The following is an 18,681-nucleotide window of genomic DNA, read 5'->3' as shown; positions in this document are numbered from 1 at the left end:
GACAGCGCCGGGGAGAAATCTCAGCGCCGGCCGCGGACCTGGCGCTCCGGGGCGGGGGCGGGGCCGAGCGTGGCGCGGTCGGCGGCGGAGGTGCCCGACGACCAGCCGTCGGCGTCGCGGACGGTGAGCCGCGCCCGCGTGACGCCGGGAAAGAGCGTGTCGAGGCGTTCCCGTACGGCCTCGGCGCGGCTGGCGAGCACCGGCAGCAGACGCTCCGGCCCGGTCTCCGCGGCCGCCCGCCGGTCCGCGTCCTCGGTGGCGGCCCGCAGCCGCTCGCCGATCCGCAGCGCGAACGCGTTCAGGAAGGACTCGTCGTAGTCGCGGGTGCGCCGGCCGGCACCCCGGGCCCGCCGCTCGCCCCGACCGCGCAGCATCGCGGCGGTGGCCTGCACCAGCAGCGAGGTGTAGAGCAGCTCGACCGCCTCCAGGTCGGCCGGCCAGCCCAGCACCGTGGTGAAGCCGAGGTCGTCGGACCAGACCGCCTCGCACCGGTTCGCCGCCGCCACCTCCTGCACCAGCAGCGCCTTCGCGCCCGCGTACGGGGGGTCGGTGTCGAGCCGCACCCCGCCGGGCTGGTCGGCGCGTTCGGCGACGCCCGCCAGCAGGGCCTGGTCGATGCTGTGCCGGGCGATCAGCTCCTGGGCCTTGCCGGTCAGCGCCTCCGCCTCGGCCGGGTAGGTGGTCGACTCCGCCTTGGCCAGCAGCGCCCGCACCCGGTCGAGCATCCGGGACCCGCCGGTCGACGCGCCCCGCGCGGCGCCCGCCCCGGTCGCGCCGGGCGGCGGGCGCAGCACGGCGATCGGCGGGAGCCCCTCGACCAGGGCCAGCGCGTCGACCGCCGCGCGCAGGGCCGTGAACCGGTCCCATCCGGCGCGGGCCGACCGGGCGGCCAGGTGGCCCCCGTCGCCGTCCCACCACACCCGCGCGTCCAGGTCGCGGAGCTGGTCGTCCCACCACGGCGGCACCGGCCCGGCCAGGTCGCGGCGGTGTGCGGCGAGCGCGTCGGCCACCAGCCCCGCCGACCGGGCGCCCAGCCGGCGGGTGGCGAGCCGGACCAGGTCCACCGGCTGCCAGCCGCGCGACGTGAGCCGGCCGACACCGCGGGCGAGGCGACGCAGCAGCGCGGCGTCGACGGCCGCCGCGCTCTCCGCCGCGCCCGTGCCGATCATCAGCCGGTCCAGCTGTCGCTCCGCGAGGCGTACGTCGGTGCCGCGCGCCGCCGCCAGGGCGTCGCTGATCAGTTCCTCGGCGTCCGGCACGGCCGCGTCCTCCCGGGTCTGTTCAGGCGCGCGGCGAAACGTTCGTCGCCGGCCCGCCGAAGGTACCTCCGGGCCCGCCCGCCGACCCGCCGGTCGTGACGGTCGCCACCGGTCCGCCCTCGGCGACGGCGCGGCGGGCCGTCCCGTCGCCGCGCGGCGACCCGCCGGGCGGTGAGGGCCGACCGGCCCGTCGCCGTGGGGGCGGTCGCCGGCCGGGCGGTCAGCCGCCGGTGGGCAGGTTTCCCACCGTCAGCCGCAGCGTGTAACCGTCGTCGTCCCGGTGCCAGGTCACGTGGCTGCACGACTGGTAGGTGATCCACAGGCCGAGCCCGCCCGGGGCGTCGTCGTGGGAGGCGGGAAGCAGCCCGCAGAACGGGTCCGCCGGGCCGTCGCCGCCGTCGCCGACGGTCGCCACGATGCGGTCGGCGCCGGACCAGACCCGCAGCCGGACCGGCGGCCGGCCGTGACGCAGCGCGTTCGTGACGGTCTCGCTGACCGCGACGACGAGGTCGTCCAGGTCGTCGGCCGGCACCTGACCCCGGTCGGCCAGGTGGACGGCGGCGCGCGCCGCAGCCGCCGTCGGGTCGGCCAACTCGATCGTCGGCGGTCCCGCCTGGAGGGGGTCGGGCACGATCGCCCGGTTCTCCCGCAGGTACGCCGTGGGCGGCGTCCAGGCCGAACTCGGCACGTGCCGACCGTCGGCGGTCGCGAAGCGGGGATGGGTCCGCGCCACGTCCGCCAGCACCTCCGGCGGCGTGACCCGGGCGTCGTACGCGCACATGCTCCACAGCGGGAAGTCGTCGTACGCGTGGTTGATCGCCGACTCGTAACGGGCCCACCAGTCCCAGGTCGCGCCGAACGCGCTCCGGGGCACCTCGCCGATGATCCGGATCTGCCGGGCGCCGGCGGCCACCTGTTCGGCGAGGAGCTGGCGGTAGGACCGGATCGCGGAGGCGGGCCGGGCGTACATCTCGCCGCCGGGCAGGAACTCGACCCCGCACCGGGCCGGCAGCGCCGCGCGGACCAGCGCGGCGGTGTGCTCCCCCAGGGCCACGTAGGTGGGCTCGCCGGCATCGACGCCGCCGAGCAGGAACGGCACCACCACGGCGAGCAGTTCGTCGTCGCGGTCGTACCGCACGGCCTCGTGGTAGTAACCGTGGTGCTGGGCGGGCGCGCCGGTCCTCATCGCGCGACCTCCACCCGGATGCCGGGCAGGTCCAGCAGGTCGACCAGGCGCGCCGCGGTCGGGCGGGCGGTGTGCAGCACGGCGGTCGCGCCGCGACGGCGCGCGTACTCGCCCAGGTGGGCCAGGGCGCGGTGGTCCAGGAAGCGCAGCCCGGTCGCCGACAGGACCAGCTCGCCGTCGGTGGGGCGCAGGTCGGCGCGGTCGAGGGCGGTGCGGAACAGCTCGTGGTTGGACAGGTCCAGCTCGCCGGTCAGCGCGGCGTGCCCGTCGCCGGGTGGCGCGGCGTACAGCCGGAACAGCACGTCCTCGGCGTTCGTCTCCGGGTGCATGCAGGCCAGTTCGGCGACCGCCCGGTCGCCCAGCTCGGACCGGTGGTAGGCGCACAGCGCCGAGAACGGTCGGGTCCGCATGTAGCGGTCGACGAGGTGCTCGTAGCGGGCGAAGCTCTCCAACTGGGCCTGGGTGCGGACCATCTCGGTGGCCTCGGCGACCACCCGCAGCCCGGTGTGACCGGCGGCGAGCGCCTCGTCGGTGGCCGCCGCGTAGGCGGCGACCTGCGTCGGCGGGTCGACGACGTCACCGTGCGAGTACGTCGAGAAGAGGGGTATCACGGCGGCGGCGCCCCGGCGCACGGCCGCCGCGAAGCCGGGCAGGGCGTGCAGCCGGTCGGCCACCGGGTCGGCGGGCTGTGGCGTGACGTACCAGACGCGTGCACCGGCGGCGAGGCCCGCGAGCAGGTAGCGCTCCGCCTGGGTGGCGAGCGACCCGGGGTCGTCGTACGACCAGCAGAGGTGACCCTGCGCCGCGACCTGCCGCTGTCTGATGATCACGCTGACTGCCTCATGGCTACGAGTGTAGGCCGCCGCGATACCCGCCCCGGCCCGGCGAGCGCCCGGTCAGGAGGGCCGGGAGCCGCTCAGTCGCGCGGTGCGGGGGAAGGACGCCCAGATGTTCTTGGTCCGGTCGGTCGCGTACCACCCGACGTCGAGGGAGAGGGCGCGGGCGAGTTGCAGACCGCGGCCGCCGGCGCCGTCGGGCTGGGCGTCGGTCAGCTCCGGTAGCGAGCCGAGGTCGTGGTCGGCGACGTCGAGGATGAGGCAGTCCTCGGTGGCGAGCAGCCGGACGATGGTCGGCGGGATCCCGTGCCGCAGGGCGTTCGTGGCGAGTTCCGTGGCGATCAGGACGACGAGCTCGGGGACCTCCTCCAGGGCCTCACCCTCGCCGAGCACGTCGCCGGTCAGCTCCTCGTGCAGGGACGCGCGCAGGCCGCGCAGGTGTACCGCCTCGGACAACGTCCACCGCCGCAGCTCGACGGACTGCGGCGGGGGTGGCGAGCTGCTCAGTCGGCCCATGGCTTCGTTGTACCCGATCTCCGCCCGGCTCAAGCTCGGACATACCGGTCAGCGCACCGGATCATGCGTGCCGCGTGGCACGCCGGGCCGGCATCGACGCACCCGCTCGGCGGCCATCCGGCCGCCGAGCGCCAGGCCGTACCGCTCGACCGCCGTCAGCCCGTACGCCCCGCAGGTCGGCGTGAACCGGCACCGGCCCGGCCAGTGCGGCGACAGCCACCGGCGGTAGCCCCGGATGGCCGCCACCCCGGCCCGGTCCAGCGCCGGCGCACGGGTCGCGGCGGCCGTGGCCGACCCCAGCATCAGCAGTGTGGAGAAGAGCCCGAGGTCGCAGCAGTCGCAGCAGCCCTCCGGGTTCCTGGACCTCGCCGCCCCGGACTTGAACATCCGGTCCTGTTCCCGCCGGTTCTCGCGGGCCGTCTCCCACATCCGCCTGAACACGCGCTCGATCATGGCCGGGTGCCGCAACCGGCGCGCCGGTGCCCCGGCCGGTGGACCGACGCATGCCCGCCACCGTCGCGGGTAGGGCGGTAGCGACGACCGAGAGGAGACTGCCGTGCCCAGCACCACCAAGCCGATGCTCGACACGTACCCGAAGTCGATCAACCTGGACCGGGCCCGGTTGGCCGCCGTCATCGACGCCCTGAACGACTGCGCCCAGGCCTGTACGGCGTGCGCCGACGCCTGCCTGAGCGAGGACATGGTGGGCGAGCTGACCAGGTGCGTACGGACGAACCTGGACTGCGCGGACATCTGCACGACGACCGCCCGGGTGCTGTCCCGGCACACCGGCTACGACGCCAACATCAGCCGTGGCCTGCTGGAGGCGTGCGCCACCGCCTGCAGGTCCTGCGGTGACGAGTGCGGCGGCCACGCCGACGAGCACGAGCACTGCCGGGTCTGCGCCGACGCCTGCCGCGCCTGCGAGCGGGCCTGCCGGGAGCTGCTCGCCACGATGAGCTGACGACGGGGAAGTGTGGGGGGTATGCCCGGCCGGCCGTCCCGGGCCAATCCCCATCAGTCGGGAACAATCGGAAGTATCGATCGCCGTGCGTGTCCTGTGCCGGAGGGCGACGGTTGTACCGGGCGTGACGGCGGAATCACGCACCAACATCATGAGCCCGGCGGCGGCGTGCCCGGGCTGGCGGGTCCGGTGGGCGGAGCGTGAGAGTGGGCGGCGCTCACGCGCGTACGACGCAGACGTCGACGCCTGGCGCCGGCGCGACGACCACCTGATCCGGCTGCGGATCGAGGCGGCCGGGTTCCTCGGGTGCGCGCAGCCGCGTACCGGCCTGCCGGTCGACCTCGGTGTCGACGAGGTCGTGTTCCGGGTGCTGCCGGCGGCGGAGCTGGTCGAGGCCGACGCCCGGCACGTGCCCGGACTGCCCGCGCCGGGGCTCGACGTGGCCGCGACCGAGGTGGTGGGGGACGGTCGAGCGCTGCCGAAGGGGCTGCGGCCCGTCGACGTCGGCCTGGCCGTCGTGACCGACCGGAGGGTGGCGTTCGCCGGCCGCGCGGGACGGCGCGAGTGGGCGTACGCGGACATGCTGGGCGTCGCGCACCACCCCGACGCGCCGGTGGCCCTGCTGCACACCGGCGACGGCGGCCGGCTCGCCGGGCTGCGGGTGCCGGTCACCGCCACGGTGAACTTCCGCTTCTACCTCACGCTCGCCCTGGCCGCCGCGACCGGCGAACGCGCGGTCGTCGAAGCGCAACTCGACGCACTGCTCGCCGCGCACCGGCGGGCGCGGCCGGCACCGCCGCCGCCGGTCGTGCCGGCCCAGGCCCCGCTGACCGCGCTGCGGCCCGACCGCCGGACGGCGCTCGCCGCCGCCGTCGCCACCCTGGCGTACGCGACGCTGACCGCCGGCGCCTTCGGGCCGGAGCGGGCCGGCCCGCCGTACCGGGCGGACGGGGGCCCGGGGAAGGTCCCCGCCACCACGGCGGAACCGGCCGTCGACGCGGCCACCACCCCGCCCACCGTCCGGGAGCCGGCGCCGCCGGAGGCGGTCGGGCCGGACGCCGGCGTGACGGCGGTTCCCCGTGCCCGCCTCGCCGCCGGTGCGCGGACGCCGGTCCTGCGGCAGGAGGCGGCGGGTCCGGGCGGGCCGCTCCCGGGGACGGCTCCGGCGCCGCCACAGGCCGCCCCGGTGCCGAGCACCGCGCCGGCCGCCCCAGCCGCTCCGGCGCCGACCACCGGGCCGCCGGCCCCCGTCGCGCCGGCGCCGACCACCGCGTCACCCGCACCCGAGCCCTCCGCGGTTGGCCTCTGCCTGGACCTCCTGCGGCTGCCCCTGGTGGATCGGCTCCTCTGCCCGCCGACCGGTCCCTGAGCGACGCCTCCCGCCCGGCGGCTCGACTCGTCGCCCCGGCTGACCCACCCGCCTCGGCGATCCCGCTGATCGCCCCGCTCGTGCCCGCCGGCCCCGGTGACCGCTCCAAGGACCGGCGCGCCGCCCCGGGTCCGGCCCGGTCCGCCCGCACGCCACCGACGATATTTTCTGTCTTGACAAAAAGAATTGTCGGTGACAGGGTCGGGTCATGTTCGACATCGCAGTGATCGAGGACGCGGCGGCGGCCGAGGCGTCGCTGGACCCGACCCGGGCCCGGCTGCTCGCCGCGCTCGCCGAGCCCGCCTCGGCGACCATGCTCGCCGCACGCGTCGGTCTGCCCCGGCAGAAGGTCAACTACCACCTGCGCGCACTCGAGCAGCACGGCCTCGTCGAACTCGTCGAGGAGCGCCGCAAGGGCAACGTCACCGAACGCGTCATGCGCGCCACCGCGGCCTCCTACGTCATCTCGCCGACCGCCCTGGCCGCCGTGCGCCCCGACCCCTCCCATGCCCCCGACCGGCTCTCCGCGCGATGGCTGCTCGCCCTCGCCGCGCGCCTCGTCCAGGACGTCGGCTCCCTCGTCACCGGCGCCGACCGCGCCGACAAGCGCGTCGCGACCTTCGCCGTCGACGCCACCGTCCGCTTCGCCACCGCCGCCGACCGCGCCGCCTTCGCCAACGAGCTTGCCGCCACCATCACCAGCCTCGTCGCCAGGTACCACGACGAGAGCACCCCCGGCGGGCGCGACCACCGTGTCGTCCTCGCGCTGCACCCCGGCGCCGACCCCGCCCCGACCTCGTCCGACACCGACACCGACACACCGACCGAAGGACACTGACATGGGACACCGCTTCGAGCTGCACAAGGACGTCGAGCTGGCCGCCACCCCCGAGCAGGTGTGGGAGGCCATCGCCACCGGCCCGGGCATCGACTCCTGGTTCATGGGTCGCAGCGAGATCGAGCCCGGCGAGGGCGGGCGGACCCGCCTGACGATGGCCGGGCACGTCGAGGAGGCGACGATCACGGCGTGGGAGCCCGGGAAGCGGTTCGCGGACCGCACCGAGCCGGGGCCGGACGGCACCTTCACGGCGATGGAATACCTCATCGAGGGCCGCGACCAGGGCGGCGCGGTGTTGCGCCTCGTCCAGAGCGGGGTGCTCGGGGACAACTGGGAGACCGAGTACGAGGCGATGAAGGTCGGTTGGGACATGTACCTGGGGACGCTCGCCGCGTACCTCGCCCACTTCCCGGGCCGGACGGCCGCCCCGGTCTCGGCGTTCCGTCCCGGTGCCGGCGGGCCGGACGCGGTGTGGGCGGCGGTGACCCGGGCCTTCGGCCTCGCCGGCCCGGTCGCCGAGGGGCAGTCGGTCCGGCTCGCCGTCGACGGCCTGCCGCCGATCGAGGGCGTCGTCGACCTCGCCGGCCTCCCGACGTACGTCGGCGTGCGCACCGCCGACGGTCTCTACCGGTTCCTCTACTCCGGGGCGGAGCGGGGCGACGCCCTGGTCCTCGGCCACCACCTCTTCGCCGACGACCAGGACCCGGCCCGGGCGGAGCGGGCCTGGCAGGAGTGGGTGACGGCGCTGCCCATCGGCTGAGCCGCCGGCGGCGCCCGGCCCGGGTCACCGGCCCGACCGGCGCCGCGCCGGCCCCTCGTCGCCCGTGGGTGGCGGAGGCGGCCCCCGGAACTTCCGGGGGCCGCCTCCGTCCGTCGGCCGGGCGGCTTCTTGCATATCTTTGGCAACTACGGAATGCTGGCGTTAGCGGCGGCTGAAGATCGTCTGTTCCGCGCGGCGAGGGCTGGCCCGCGCCGCGCGGAGTCGATCCGGTCGCCGCCCGGCCGGCCGCCATCGGCGGCGACCACGGCCGACCCACCGCACGACGTCGGCGCCGGAAGCGTCGGGGCCGCGCGACGACCGACCCCGGGAGCATGTGATGGGTACGCCCGTGTCCGTGCGCGTGACGGCGCTGGCCGTCGGCGCTGTCCTGGCCGTGGCCGGCTGCGCGTCCCCCACCACCTCGTCGGCGGGCACGGGCCCCGCCGGCACCCTCGTGGTGGCGACGGCGGGGGAGCCGGAGGCGCTGAACCCGGTGCTCAACTACGGGGTCGACGGGGCCTCGCTCATCTTCGACGGGCTGGTCGGCCGCGACGCGCGCAACCAGCTGGTGCCGGCGCTGGCGCGGGAACTGCCGGCCGTCTCGGCGGACGGGCGGACGGTCACCGCGAAGCTGCGCGACGGCGTGCTGTTCCACGACGGCAGCCCGCTGACCGCGCAGGACGTGGTCTTCACCTACCAGGCGGTGCTGGACCCGAAGGTCGACTCCACGCTCCGCTCCGACCTGGACATGCTCGCCTCGGTCGCCGCGCCGGACCCGTCGACCGTGGTCTTCACGCTGCGCCACGCCTACGCCCCGTTCCTCCAGCGGCTGACGTTGGGCATCGTCCCCGCGAAGGCCCTCGCCGGCCAGGACGTCAACAAGGCCGAGTTCAACCGCAGGCCGGTGGGCACCGGCCCGTACCGGGTGACGTCCTGGACCCCGGGCGACCGGCTCGTCCTCGCGGCCAACGAGAAGTACTGGGGTGGCCGACCCGCCAACTCCGGCGTGGTGGTGGCGTTCGTCGCCGACGACAACGTACGCGCGCAGCGGATGCGGGCGGGCGAGTTCGACGCGGCGGAGCTGGCGCCCAAGCTCGCCGCAGGCTTCGACGGGCTGGGCGGCTACCGCGTGCAGCGGGTGCCCACCGCCGACTACCGGGGCGTGATGCTGCCGATGGGTAACCCGGTGACCGGCGACCCGGCGGTGCGGCGGGCGCTGAACGCGGCGGTGGACCGGGCCGCCATGGTCGACGGTCTGCTCGGCGGCGCCGGCGAGCCCGCGTTCGGGCCGGTCCCGCCCACGTCGGAGTTCGCCGAGCCGTCGATCGTCGGCAGGTCCGCCGCCGACCCGGCCGCCGCGACCGCCGCCCTCGACGCCGCCGGCTGGAAACCCGGCCCCGACGGCATCCGCGTGAAGGACGGCCGGCCGGCCGCGTTCGCGCTGATGTATCCGGCGACCGACAGCCTGCGCAAGGAACTCGCCCTCGCGGTGACCGCCGACGCCAGGAAGGTCGGCATCAAGATCACTCCCGAGGGGCTGACCTGGGACGCGATCACCCCCCGGATGAAGAGCGACGCGGTGGTCATGGGCTACGGCACGCCGTACGACCCGGACTTCGTCACCTACAAGCTGTTCGGCTCCGCCTTCGCCGGCCAGGGCTTCTTCAACCCCGGCTTCTACCGTTCCGCCGTGGCCGACGAGGCGTTGCGGGCCGGCCGGGACAACGCCGACCCGGCGACCCGCAGGGCGGCGTACGCCACCTTCCAGAAGCAGCTCGCGGCCGACCTGCCGTGGGTGTTCCTCACCTACCTCCAGCACACCTACGTGGTGAAGGACGGGGTCGTCGGGGTGACGCCGCGCGTGGAGCCGCACGAGCACGATGTGGCCAACAGCCTCTGGTGGAACATCCACACCTGGACCCGGAAGTGACCGCGCCCGCCCCGGCCACCCCCGCCGGCCGCCGCCGACGGCTGGCGGGAGCCGGGGCGGTGGTCCGTCGCCGGCTGCTGGTGGCGGTGCCGATCCTCGCTGCCACCAGCGTCGGCATGTTCGCCCTCGGCGCGGCCTCGCCGATCGACCCCGCCCACCAGTACGCCGGCGCGGCGGCCTTCACCGCATGCGAGGAGAACCTGGCGCAGATCCGCGCCAACTGGGGCGTCGACGACCCGCTGCCGGTGCAGTACCTGCGCTGGGTGGGCAACCTGCTCCGGGGCGACCTGGGCTGGTCCACCAGCCGCCACGAGCCGGTCACCTCCGTGCTCGCCGCCCGCGCCGGCTGGACCCTGCTGCTCGTCGGCGCCGCCCTCGCCCTCGTCCTCGTGGCGAGCCTGCTGCTGGGCACGCTGGCCGCGTACCGGCGCGGCGGCTGGTTCGACCGGGCGCTGCGCGCCGCCGCGTACGCCGTGCAGTCGATGCCGGTGTTCTGGATCGGGCTGGCCGCGATCGCCCTGTTCGCCCTCACCCTCGGCTGGCTGCCGGCCGGCGGGCTGACCGACGTCACCGCCACCGGCACCGACCCCGCCGACGTGGCCCGGCACCTCATCCTCCCGGTGGGCGTGCTGGCGGTCGCCCAGCTGCCGTGGTTCGTGCTGTTCATCCGGGACGCCGTCGCCGAGAGCCTCCGCGACGACCACGTCCTCGCCGCCCGGGCCCGGGGCCTGCCCGGCCGCACCGTCCTGTTCGGCCACGCCCTGCGTACCGCGCTGCTGCCGTTCCTCACCCTCGTCGGCACCCACCTGCCCGAACTCATCGGCGGCGCCGTCCTGGTGGAGACCGTGTTCTCCCTGCCGGGCCTCGGCGCGGTCACCGTCCAGGCCGCGCTGGGCAGCGACTTCCCGCTGCTGGCGGCCACGACCCTGGCCACCACCGTCGTGGTGCTGGCCGCGAACCTGGCCACCGACCTCGCCTACGCCGCCGCCGACCCACGGGTACGCCTCGATGACTGACCTCGCCCTGACCGCCCGGATCCGGCGGCCGAAGCCGCGTACGGGCCGCGCCGGTGCCGCCGTCGCCTGGGCCGTGCTCGTCGGCGCGGGCGTGGCCTGCCTCCTCGCCCCCGTCCTCTGGCCGCTCGACGAGAGCGCGGTGGACCTGGCGCGTACCCGGCTCGCACCGTCCTGGGCGCACCCGGCCGGCACCGACGACCTGGGCCGCGACGTGGCCCACCGCAGCCTCTACGGCCTGCGCGTCTCGCTGCTCGTCGGCGCGGTCGCCGCGCTCGTGGCCACCGTGATCGGCGGCCTCGTCGGCGCGGTGGCCGGCACGCTGGGCGGCTGGGTCGACCGGGTGCTGATGCGGGTGGTCGACACGATCGCGGCGCTGCCGCACCTGTTGTTGGGCATCTTCATCGTCGCGATGCTGCGCCCGAGCCTGGGCGCGGTGATCCTGTCGATCGGGCTGACGCACTGGCTCTCCACCGCCCGCATCGTCCGCTCGGAGCTGCTCAGCCTGCGTACCCGGCCCTTCGTCGACGCCGCGATCTCCGGCGGCGCCAGCCGCACCCGGGTCATCACCCGGCACCTGCTCCCGCACGTGCTGCCCCGGCTGGCGCTGGCCACCACGCTGATGGTGCCGCACGCCGTCTGGCACGAGACCGCGCTGTCCTTCCTCGGTCTCGGCCTGCCCCCGCACCTCGCCTCGATCGGCAACATGATCAACGACGGGCAGCGGTCCCTGCTCACCGGCGCCTGGTGGGCCAGCCTCGTCCCCGGCCTGCTCCTCGTCGTCGTCACCCTGGCCCTGGCCGTCCTCACCGGCCGGTGGCGCGACCGCCTCGACCCGCGCGTACGAGCGGAGCTGAACCTGTGACCACCACCCGCGACCACCGCGCCACCACCGTCGCTGCCGGGCGCGCCGTCGCTGCCGGTGCCGCCGACGGCACCGTCGCCGCTGCCGGACCCGCCGGTGGCGCCGCCGACGGCCTCACGGCCGGGCCCGCCGACGCCGCTGGGCCCGCCGACGCCGCTGGGCCCGCCGACGCCGCCGGGGCCGCCGACGGAGCCGACCGCGCCGCCGTCGACCCGCGTCCCGCACTGCTGGACGTCGACGGGCTGACCGTCCGCTTCCAACTGCGCGACGCCGTGGTGCACGCCGTCACCGACCTGCGCCTGACCGTCCGCCCGGGCGAACTCCTGGCCGTGGTGGGGGAGTCCGGCTGCGGCAAGTCGGTGCTCGCCCACGCCCTGCTCGGCCTGCTCCCCGGCAACGCCACCGTCTCGGGTCACGCCCGACTGTCCCCGCCCGGCGGGGAGCAGATCGACCTCGCCGGCTGCACGGAGCGTCGGCTCGCCCGCGCCGTGCGCGGTCGCGCCGTCGGGCTGGTGCCGCAGAGTCCCGCCACCGCGCTGACCCCCGTACGCACCGGCCGGCGGCTGCTGGTGGAGACCCTGCGCGCCCACGGGCACGCCCGGCGGGACGCGCCCGCTGCCGCCGAGCGGCTCGCCGCCGACGTCGGCCTCGACCCCGCCGACCTCGACCGCTACCCCCACGAGCTGTCCGGTGGCATGGCGCAGCGCCTCGCCACCGCCCTGGCGCTCGCCCCCGACCCACCGCTGCTGCTCGCCGACGAGCCCACCACCGGCCTCGACCGGCCCTTGGTCGACCACACCCTCGACCTGCTGCGACGCCGCTGCGACGCCGGCTCCGCCGTCCTGCTCATCACCCACGACCTGGCCGCCGCCCGCCGGGTCGCCGACACCGTCGCCGTGATGTACGCCAGCCGGATCGTGGAGCGGCGGCCCACCGGGGCGCTGTTCGACGCGCCCGCGCACCCCTACACCGCAGGCCTGCTCGACGCGCTGCCGGAGCGGGCGTTCCGTCCCGTGCCGGGGCACCCGCCGATGCTCACCGACCTGCCCGCCGGCTGCGCCTTCGCACCGCGCTGCGACCGCGCCACCGACATCTGCCGTACGCCGCCCGCCCCGGGCACGGACGGCCCGGAGCACGTCGCCTGCCACCACCCGCTGCCGATCGGGGTGCCGGCATGACCACCACCGACGGCGTGGACGTCGCGCCGGGCACCACCGGCGGTACGGCCACCGCACCGAGGACGACCTGCGATGCGCGCACCGTGCCGAGCACGACCGTCGCCGCCCTCGCCGCCCACGAGGTCACCGTCTCCTACGGCCGGCAGCGCGTCCTCGACCGCGTCGACCTGCGCGTCGATCCCGGGGAGACGGTCGGGCTGCACGGGCCCTCGGGCAGCGGAAAGTCGACCCTGGCCCGGGTCCTCGCCCTGCTGCACGCCCCCGACGCGGGGCACGTCTCCCTCGACGGCCACCGGGTCGCCGGCGTCCGTCACCGGCTGCCGGCCGCCGTCCGCACCCGGGTGGCGATCCTGTTCCAGTCTCCCCGGGCCGCCACCGACCCACGGCTCAGCCTCGCCGACATCGTCGCCGAACCGCTCCGCGCCACCGGTGTGCCGGCGGAGCAGGCGCGGGCCCGGGCGGCGGAGCTGGCCGACCTCGTCGGCCTCACCCCGGACCTGCTCGCCCGTCGCCCGCACGCCGTCAGCGACGGACAGCTGCAACGGGCCTGCCTCGCCCGGGCGCTCGTGCACCGGCCGGCGTACCTGCTCTGCGACGAGGCCACCGCCATGCTCGACGCCTCCACCCAGGCCCACCTCGCCGCCGTCATCACCGACTACCAGCGCGAGCACGGCGCCGGAGTCCTGCTCATCACGCACGACCCGGCCCTGATGGCTCGCTGGGCAACCCGGGTCGTCGACCTTCCGCCCCCGGGAACCTGAACGGCCCCCCGCCACCTGTCGGCTGTCCGCCACCTGTCGGCTGTCCGCCACCCGCCGCCGTCGCGCCGGTGCGCCTGGCAGACGCCCGTCTGTTCGGTCGGGTCGGTCCTGGCGCCTCGCCGCAGCGCAGCATCCGGACAGTGTCCACAATGGACGGCGGCTCGCGCATGGCATTCGTCACCGTGGCGTCCGGGCCGGGTGCGGGCTAGGGTGACGTTGCCGTGGTGTTCGGGAAGCCGGTGGAAGACCGGTGCGGCCCTCGCCACTGTGATCGGGAAGTTCGCGGCCCTCGTCGTCAGAGGTCACTGGGCGTTCAACGCCTGGGAAGGCCGGCCACGGACGCACCTCCCGTCAGCCAGGAGACCGGCCACGGCACTGCGATGACCCGTCCACGAGGTGCTGGAAGGCGGTCCCGATGCGCGTGCGCGCTGTGCGGTCCACCCTGTCCCGGCGCGTTGCCGCGCCACTGTCCGTCCTGCTCGTCATGCTCGGCGGCTGTGCCACGGGCGATCCCACCACGACGCCCGGAGTGTCCGCCGCAGAGGTCGCCCTGACCAACTGTGGTACGCCGATCGCCGTCGCCGCACCGCCCCGACGGGCGGTCACCCTGAACCAGCCCGCCACCGAGATCATGCTGGCGCTCGGGCTGGCCGACCGCATGGCCGGCACGGCGTACCTGGACGACGCGATCCTGCCCGAGTACGCCGCCGCGTACGCCTCGGTGCCGGTGCTGTCCGGGACGTACCCGGCGAAGGAGAAGCTGCTGGAGGCGGAGCCGGACTTCGTCTACGCCTCGTTCCAGAGCGCCTTCGGCGACGAGGGCGTCGGTGACCGCGCCGCGCTGGCCGGGCTCGGCATCGGCACGTACCTCTCACCCGCCGGGTGTCCGACGCAGCACCGGCCGGGAAAGCTGACGATCGAGGACGTGTTCGCCGAGATCCGCGACGTCGCGGCCGTCTTCGGGGTGCCCGAGCGGGCCGAGCAGCTCATCGCCGACCACCGGGCGCGGATCGCCGCCGCTGCCGCCGGCCTTGGCGGAGCGCGGGACCTGTCCGTGCTCTGGTGGGACGCCGGCACCGACGCGCCGAGCGTGGGCGCCTGCTGCGGCGGCCCCAACATGATCATGTCAGCGGTCGGGGTCGACAACGCGTTCGGCGACCTCTCCGGCGGTTGGGCCGACACCGGCTGGGAGAGCGTCGTGGAACGCGACCCCGACGTCATCGTGCTGGTCGACGCGACCTGGGACCCGGCCGCCGCGAAGAGGGCGTTCCTGGCCCGGCACGCGACTCTCCGGCACCTGCCCGCGGTGGCCGGCCAGCGGTTCGTCGCCATCCCGTTCTCGTCCACCACCGCCGGGGTGCGGGCGGTGCTCGGCGCCGAGGCCCTCGCCGCGGGAGTGACGCGGCTGCCCGGCGGAGCGGGCCGCTGACCACCGTGGTCCGCCGTGTCGCCGGCGCGCGCCGTACGGCCGCGCCCCGGTCCAGCCATCCCGCCGGCACTGTCGCGCTGCTGGTCACGTTGCTGGCGGGCCTGGTGGGGTCGATCAGCGTGGCCGTCGCCCTCGGGCCGGCCGACATCCCCGTGTCGACGGTCTGGGCGGTGGTGACCGACCGCCTGGGCCTGGCCCACGCCGATGTGCCACCCCTGCGCGAACACATCGTCTGGCGGCTGCGCCTGCCCCGGGTGCTCGGCGCCGGCGTCGTCGGGGCCGGACTGGCGGCCGTCGGCGCGGTGATGCAGACCGTCACCCGCAACCCGCTGGCCGACCCGTACCTGCTCGGGGTCTCCTCCGGCGCGTCGCTCGGCGCGGTCACGGTCCTCGTCCTGGGCGTCGGCGGCGGGGTCGCAGCGCTCACCGGGGGGGCCTTCAGCGGAGCGCTGGCAGCGTTCGCGGTCGTGGCCCTGGTGGCCGGGCGGCGAGCCGCGCTGGCGCCCACCCGGGTGGTGCTGGCCGGGGTCGCCGTCGCGCAGCTCTGCGGGGCGGCGACGTCGTTCGTCATCATCTGGGTCGCGAACCCGCACGCCACCCAGAGCATCACCTTCTGGCTCTCCGGCTCGCTGGCCCGCGTCGACTGGGCCGCCCTGGCCTGGGCGGCGCCGGTCCTGGCCGCCGTGCTCACCCTGGTGGCGGCGTACGCCCGCGCGCTCAACGCCTTCGCCTTCGGTGAGGACGCGGCGGCCACCCTCGGCGTGCCCGTCGCTCGGGTCCGGTGGCTGCTGCTGGTCGCCACCGCGCTGCTTACCGCGGCGCTGGTCGCCGTCAGCGGCGCGGTGGGTTTCGTGGGGCTGATCCTGCCGCACGCCGCCCGGTTCCTCACCGGCGCCGACCACCGGCGCCTGCTGCCCGTCGTCGTCCTCGCCGGCGCGATCTTCCTGATCTGGGTGGACACCGCCGCGCGGACCCTGTTCGCGCCCCGGGAACTTCCGGTCGGGGTGCTCACGGCGCTGCTCGGGGTGCCCGCCTTCGTGGTGCTGCTGCGCCGCCGGAAGGTGGGCGACTGATGCTCACCGTGACCGAGGTGTCCTGGTCCGTCGCGGCCCGGCGGATCCTCGACGACGTCACCTGCGCGGCGCCGCCCGGCAGCCTCGTCGGGCTGCTCGGCCCCAACGGCTGCGGCAAGACCACCCTGCTGCGGATCGTCGCCCGACTCACCGCGCCCGACGGCGGGCGGGTCACCGTCGGTGGCGAAGACGTCGCCGCCCTGCCCCGGGCCACGCTGGCCCGGCGCGCCGCGCTGCTCGCCCAGCACGCCGACACCGACCTGGACCTCACCGTCCGCGAGGTGGTGCTGCTCGGCCGCATCCCGCACCGCCGCTCGCGGTGGTCGGACAGCGACGCCGACCGTGCCGCCGCGGCCGACGCGCTGGCCCGGGTGGACCTCGACGGGTACGCCGACCGCCGCTGGCACACCCTCTCCGGCGGCGAACGGCAGCGGGTCCAGTTGGCCCGCGCGCTCGCCCAGCAACCGTTCCTGCTGCTGCTCGACGAGCCCACCAACCACCTCGACATCGGTCACCAGTTGCACCTGCTGCACCTGGTTCGCCGGTCCGGGGTCACCACCCTGGCGGCGCTGCACGACCTCAACCTCGCCGCCATGTTCTGCGACACGGTGGTCGTCCTGGCCGCCGGGCGGGTCGTCGTCGCAGGCCCGCCCGTCGAGGTGCTCACCCCGGCGCTGCTCGCCGACGTGTACGGCGTCCGCGCCGACGTCGCGACGCACCCGACCACCGGGCGGCCCGCCATCACCTTCCACCCGCCCGCGTCGTGACCGGCACGTGCCGCCCGCGCGACCGGGGACCGAGGAGCCGTCCATGACCGCCGCACCTGGCTGCCTGGTCACCGTGTGTCGGGACTGCTGCTGCGGCAGCGCCCGCAAGCACCCCGCCGTCGACCACGACGCGCAACTGCGGCGGCTGCGCGCCGCGCTGCGGGCGCCTCATCGGGTACGGGTCAGCGTCTGCCTCGACCTCTGCGCGCAGTCCAACCTGGTCGTCGTGCACCCCGCGCCGGCCGCGCGGCGCGCCGGCGCCCGGCCGGTCTGGTTCGGTCTGGTCCTGCACGACTCGGTGGTCGACGACATCGCCGCCTGGGTGCGGGCCGGCGGTCCGGGCGTCGCGCCGTTGCCCGCCGCCCTGGGACTGTCGGTGGTCACCCCGAAGTTCCGGGCGGGCGGGTGAGGCGTCCGGGCCGCCGCCGAGGCCGCCGTCGAGGCCGGCGTGCCGCCGAGGCCGGCGTGCCGGCGTGCCGTCCGCCGTCCGGCGTCCGGCGGACCGGATCGAGCCGCCGAGGCCGGCGCGCCGTCCACCGGCCCCGGTGGATGGCGGGTGGCGCGGCGGCTGATCGGGTCGGGGTGGCGTCAGGCTCGGCGGCCACCGGCGCGAGATCGGCGGACCGGGTGGGCCGCGTCCCGTCGGCCGCTGCCGAGATAGCGCAGCACGGCGATCACCCGCCGGTTGTCGCCGGTCGTCACCGGCAGGTGCAGCTTGTGGAAGATGCTGTTGATGTGCTTCTCGACCGACCGCTCGGTGATCACCAGTTCCTCCCCGATGCCGGCGTTGGACCTGCCCTCGGCCATCAGCCGGAGCACCTCCAGCTCGCGCGGGGCGAGCCTGCCCAGCGGGTCGTCGCGGCGGCGACGGGCGAGGATCTGGCGGACCACCTCGGGATCGAAGACGGTCCCGCCGGCGGCGACCCGGGTCAACGCGTCGAGGAATTCGCCCACCTCGCCCACCCGGTCCTCGCGCGGCAGCTCGGCGGCCGGGAGCTGATCTACCCGTGCGTCTCCCGTTACCGGACGCCGCGCCTGGTGCTGGACCTCTGACAGGTGGCGGTCGCACGGCTGGCCGGTTCGGTCCCGCGTTCGTGGGGCGAACCGGTCAGGGGAGGCGGCCTGCCACCTTCGGCGTACTGTCCAAAAAGGTCGGTCACGGCCGGTGACAGCGAACTGCGATCCTTGGCACAATCGCCGCATGACACTGCCGCCGCGGCCTGGTGCACCCGACTTCGCGGGTGAGGCCGCGCAGAACGCTGGCCTCCGGACGCCGGCCCCGCCGCAACGTAAGACGGCGATCGTCGTCGGAGTGGTCGCCGCAGTGCTGATGCTGTGTCTCTGCGGGGTGTGCGCTGTCGTGGGCGGGGTCGTCGCGTTCTCCGATCGCGGGGACGTGTCCGAGGTGGCCAGCGCCGACGACTACTCGACCGATCCGACACCGACGGAGAGGCCGTCGCCCGACGATTCCACCTCGTCGCCGGTCGACCCGCCGGAGACCACGGAATCCGTCCCGGATCCGCCGGCCAGGATCGGGCAGTGCATCGTCGTCAACGAGCAGGGCGACTTCCTGGGGATCGGCAACTGCAACGGCACCCGGGGCACCTATCGCGTGCTGTCCGTCGACTACTCCAGAGGGCAGTGTGCCGACCCGGATTCGCCCTACATCACCGAGGACGGCTATCGCCTCTGTCTTGAGCTTCACCTGGTGCGCAACTACTGCTACAAGATCCCGAAGAAGGGTTGGATCGTCGGCGCCGTGAAGTGCGAGGCGCCCGGCACGGTGTGGATCATCGACATCGTCCCCGGCGCCAAGGACGACAGGCAGTGCACGCGGGAGAAGCGGTGGAACCGTTGGTACCGGTTCACGAACCCCACCGTCGTCTACTGCGTCATGAAGTACTGACGGGGCCGCCGCCGCGGCGCGGGCGATGAGT

19 protein-coding genes, 1 pseudogene and 1 riboswitch are annotated in these 18,681 nt (G+C 75.7%); of the genes and pseudogenes, 14 read left to right on the top strand and 6 right to left on the bottom strand.

Annotated features, from left to right (window positions below; genetic code table 11):
- Nucleotides 1–20: 20 nt before the first annotated feature.
- The 5 genes from GA0070606_RS13105 to yidD form a co-directional block, all read right to left on the bottom strand.
- Nucleotides 21–1,259 carry a DUF2786 domain-containing protein gene (locus tag GA0070606_RS13105; RefSeq protein ID WP_091098640.1) on the bottom strand — a complete coding sequence of 413 codons (1,239 nt, stop codon included), beginning with the start codon at nt 1,257–1,259 and terminating at the stop codon, nt 21–23.
- A gap of 220 nt (nt 1,260–1,479) precedes the next feature.
- Nucleotides 1,480–2,445, bottom strand: coding sequence for a sensor histidine kinase (locus tag GA0070606_RS13100; RefSeq protein WP_091098637.1), 966 nt, complete (start codon nt 2,443–2,445; stop codon nt 1,480–1,482).
- Nucleotides 2,442–3,275 carry an MEDS domain-containing protein gene (locus GA0070606_RS13095; protein WP_091098634.1) on the bottom strand — a complete coding sequence of 278 codons (834 nt, stop codon included), beginning with the start codon at nt 3,273–3,275 and terminating at the stop codon, nt 2,442–2,444. The genes GA0070606_RS13100 and GA0070606_RS13095 overlap by 4 nt, the downstream gene beginning before the upstream one ends.
- A gap of 66 nt (nt 3,276–3,341) precedes the next feature.
- The gene (locus GA0070606_RS13090) at nt 3,342–3,797 is read right to left on the bottom strand and encodes an ATP-binding protein (protein ID WP_091098630.1); all 456 of its coding nucleotides are present in this window, start codon (nt 3,795–3,797) and stop codon (nt 3,342–3,344) included.
- Nucleotides 3,798–3,845: 48 nt separating this feature from the next.
- Nucleotides 3,846–4,238, bottom strand: a complete 393-nt coding sequence (yidD, locus tag GA0070606_RS13085; protein WP_245724674.1) for a membrane protein insertion efficiency factor YidD — start codon at nt 4,236–4,238, stop codon at nt 3,846–3,848.
- Between the two features lie 115 nt (nt 4,239–4,353).
- Here yidD and GA0070606_RS13080 point away from each other — a divergent pair, with 115 nt between their 5' ends.
- The 13 genes from GA0070606_RS13080 to GA0070606_RS13020 all read left to right on the top strand — a co-directional run bounded on the left by GA0070606_RS13080 (nt 4,354) and on the right by GA0070606_RS13020 (nt 17,153).
- Nucleotides 4,354–4,761, top strand: coding sequence for a four-helix bundle copper-binding protein (locus tag GA0070606_RS13080; protein WP_218106011.1), 408 nt, complete (start codon nt 4,354–4,356; stop codon nt 4,759–4,761).
- 124 nt (nt 4,762–4,885) lie between these two features.
- Nucleotides 4,886–6,130 carry a hypothetical protein gene (locus tag GA0070606_RS32490; protein WP_176737311.1) on the top strand — a complete coding sequence of 415 codons (1,245 nt, stop codon included), beginning with the start codon at nt 4,886–4,888 and terminating at the stop codon, nt 6,128–6,130.
- 208 nt (nt 6,131–6,338) lie between these two features.
- Nucleotides 6,339–6,968 (top strand): ArsR/SmtB family transcription factor, encoded by a 630-nt coding sequence (locus tag GA0070606_RS13070; protein WP_091098623.1) that lies wholly within the window; start codon nt 6,339–6,341, stop codon nt 6,966–6,968.
- Nucleotide 6,969: 1 nt separating this feature from the next.
- Complete coding sequence (locus GA0070606_RS13065) at nt 6,970–7,728, top strand: SRPBCC family protein (protein ID WP_091098619.1); 759 nt, start codon at nt 6,970–6,972, stop codon at nt 7,726–7,728.
- Between the two features lie 337 nt (nt 7,729–8,065).
- Complete coding sequence (locus GA0070606_RS13060; protein WP_091098615.1) at nt 8,066–9,658, top strand: ABC transporter substrate-binding protein; 1,593 nt, start codon at nt 8,066–8,068, stop codon at nt 9,656–9,658.
- The gene (locus tag GA0070606_RS13055) at nt 9,628–10,674 is read left to right on the top strand and encodes an ABC transporter permease (protein ID WP_245724673.1); all 1,047 of its coding nucleotides are present in this window, start codon (nt 9,628–9,630) and stop codon (nt 10,672–10,674) included. Before GA0070606_RS13060 ends, GA0070606_RS13055 begins: the two co-directional genes overlap by 31 nt.
- Nucleotides 10,667–11,536 (top strand): ABC transporter permease, encoded by an 870-nt coding sequence (locus GA0070606_RS13050; protein ID WP_091098609.1) that lies wholly within the window; start codon nt 10,667–10,669, stop codon nt 11,534–11,536. Before GA0070606_RS13055 ends, GA0070606_RS13050 begins: the two co-directional genes overlap by 8 nt.
- Nucleotides 11,533–12,714, top strand: a complete 1,182-nt coding sequence (locus GA0070606_RS13045) for an ABC transporter ATP-binding protein (protein WP_245724672.1) — start codon at nt 11,533–11,535, stop codon at nt 12,712–12,714. Before GA0070606_RS13050 ends, GA0070606_RS13045 begins: the two co-directional genes overlap by 4 nt.
- Nucleotides 12,711–13,475: an ABC transporter ATP-binding protein gene (locus GA0070606_RS13040; RefSeq protein ID WP_091098606.1), complete on the top strand. Its 765-nt coding sequence runs from the start codon at nt 12,711–12,713 to the stop codon at nt 13,473–13,475. The genes GA0070606_RS13045 and GA0070606_RS13040 overlap by 4 nt, the downstream gene beginning before the upstream one ends.
- Before the next feature lie 205 nt (nt 13,476–13,680).
- Nucleotides 13,681–13,861, top strand: a riboswitch (cobalamin riboswitch).
- A 29-nt stretch (nt 13,862–13,890) separates the two neighbouring features.
- Nucleotides 13,891–14,904 carry an ABC transporter substrate-binding protein gene (locus GA0070606_RS13035; RefSeq protein ID WP_091098603.1) on the top strand — a complete coding sequence of 338 codons (1,014 nt, stop codon included), beginning with the start codon at nt 13,891–13,893 and terminating at the stop codon, nt 14,902–14,904.
- 5 nt (nt 14,905–14,909) lie between these two features.
- The gene (locus tag GA0070606_RS13030; RefSeq protein ID WP_176737310.1) at nt 14,910–15,977 is read left to right on the top strand and encodes a FecCD family ABC transporter permease; all 1,068 of its coding nucleotides are present in this window, start codon (nt 14,910–14,912) and stop codon (nt 15,975–15,977) included.
- Nucleotides 15,977–16,744 (top strand): ABC transporter ATP-binding protein, encoded by a 768-nt coding sequence (locus GA0070606_RS13025; protein WP_091098599.1) that lies wholly within the window; start codon nt 15,977–15,979, stop codon nt 16,742–16,744. The genes GA0070606_RS13030 and GA0070606_RS13025 overlap by 1 nt, the downstream gene beginning before the upstream one ends.
- A gap of 43 nt (nt 16,745–16,787) precedes the next feature.
- Nucleotides 16,788–17,153, top strand: a complete 366-nt coding sequence (locus GA0070606_RS13020; RefSeq protein WP_091098597.1) for a hypothetical protein — start codon at nt 16,788–16,790, stop codon at nt 17,151–17,153.
- Between the two features lie 179 nt (nt 17,154–17,332).
- Here GA0070606_RS13020 and GA0070606_RS33275 read toward each other — a convergent pair.
- Nucleotides 17,333–17,716, bottom strand: a pseudogene (locus GA0070606_RS33275) (response regulator transcription factor); the annotation flags it as partial.
- Between the two features lie 229 nt (nt 17,717–17,945).
- On the opposite strand from GA0070606_RS33275, the gene GA0070606_RS13010 reads away from it, so the two are divergent.
- Nucleotides 17,946–18,650: a hypothetical protein gene (locus GA0070606_RS13010; protein WP_141721666.1), complete on the top strand. Its 705-nt coding sequence runs from the start codon at nt 17,946–17,948 to the stop codon at nt 18,648–18,650.
- The last annotated feature ends 31 nt before the right edge of the window (nt 18,651–18,681 follow it).

Origin of the sequence: Micromonospora citrea (genome assembly GCF_900090315.1) — a bacterium.
Taxonomy (GTDB): Bacteria; Actinomycetota; Actinomycetes; order Mycobacteriales; family Micromonosporaceae; genus Micromonospora; species Micromonospora citrea.
This window is presented reverse-complemented; position numbering and strand designations above follow the sequence as displayed.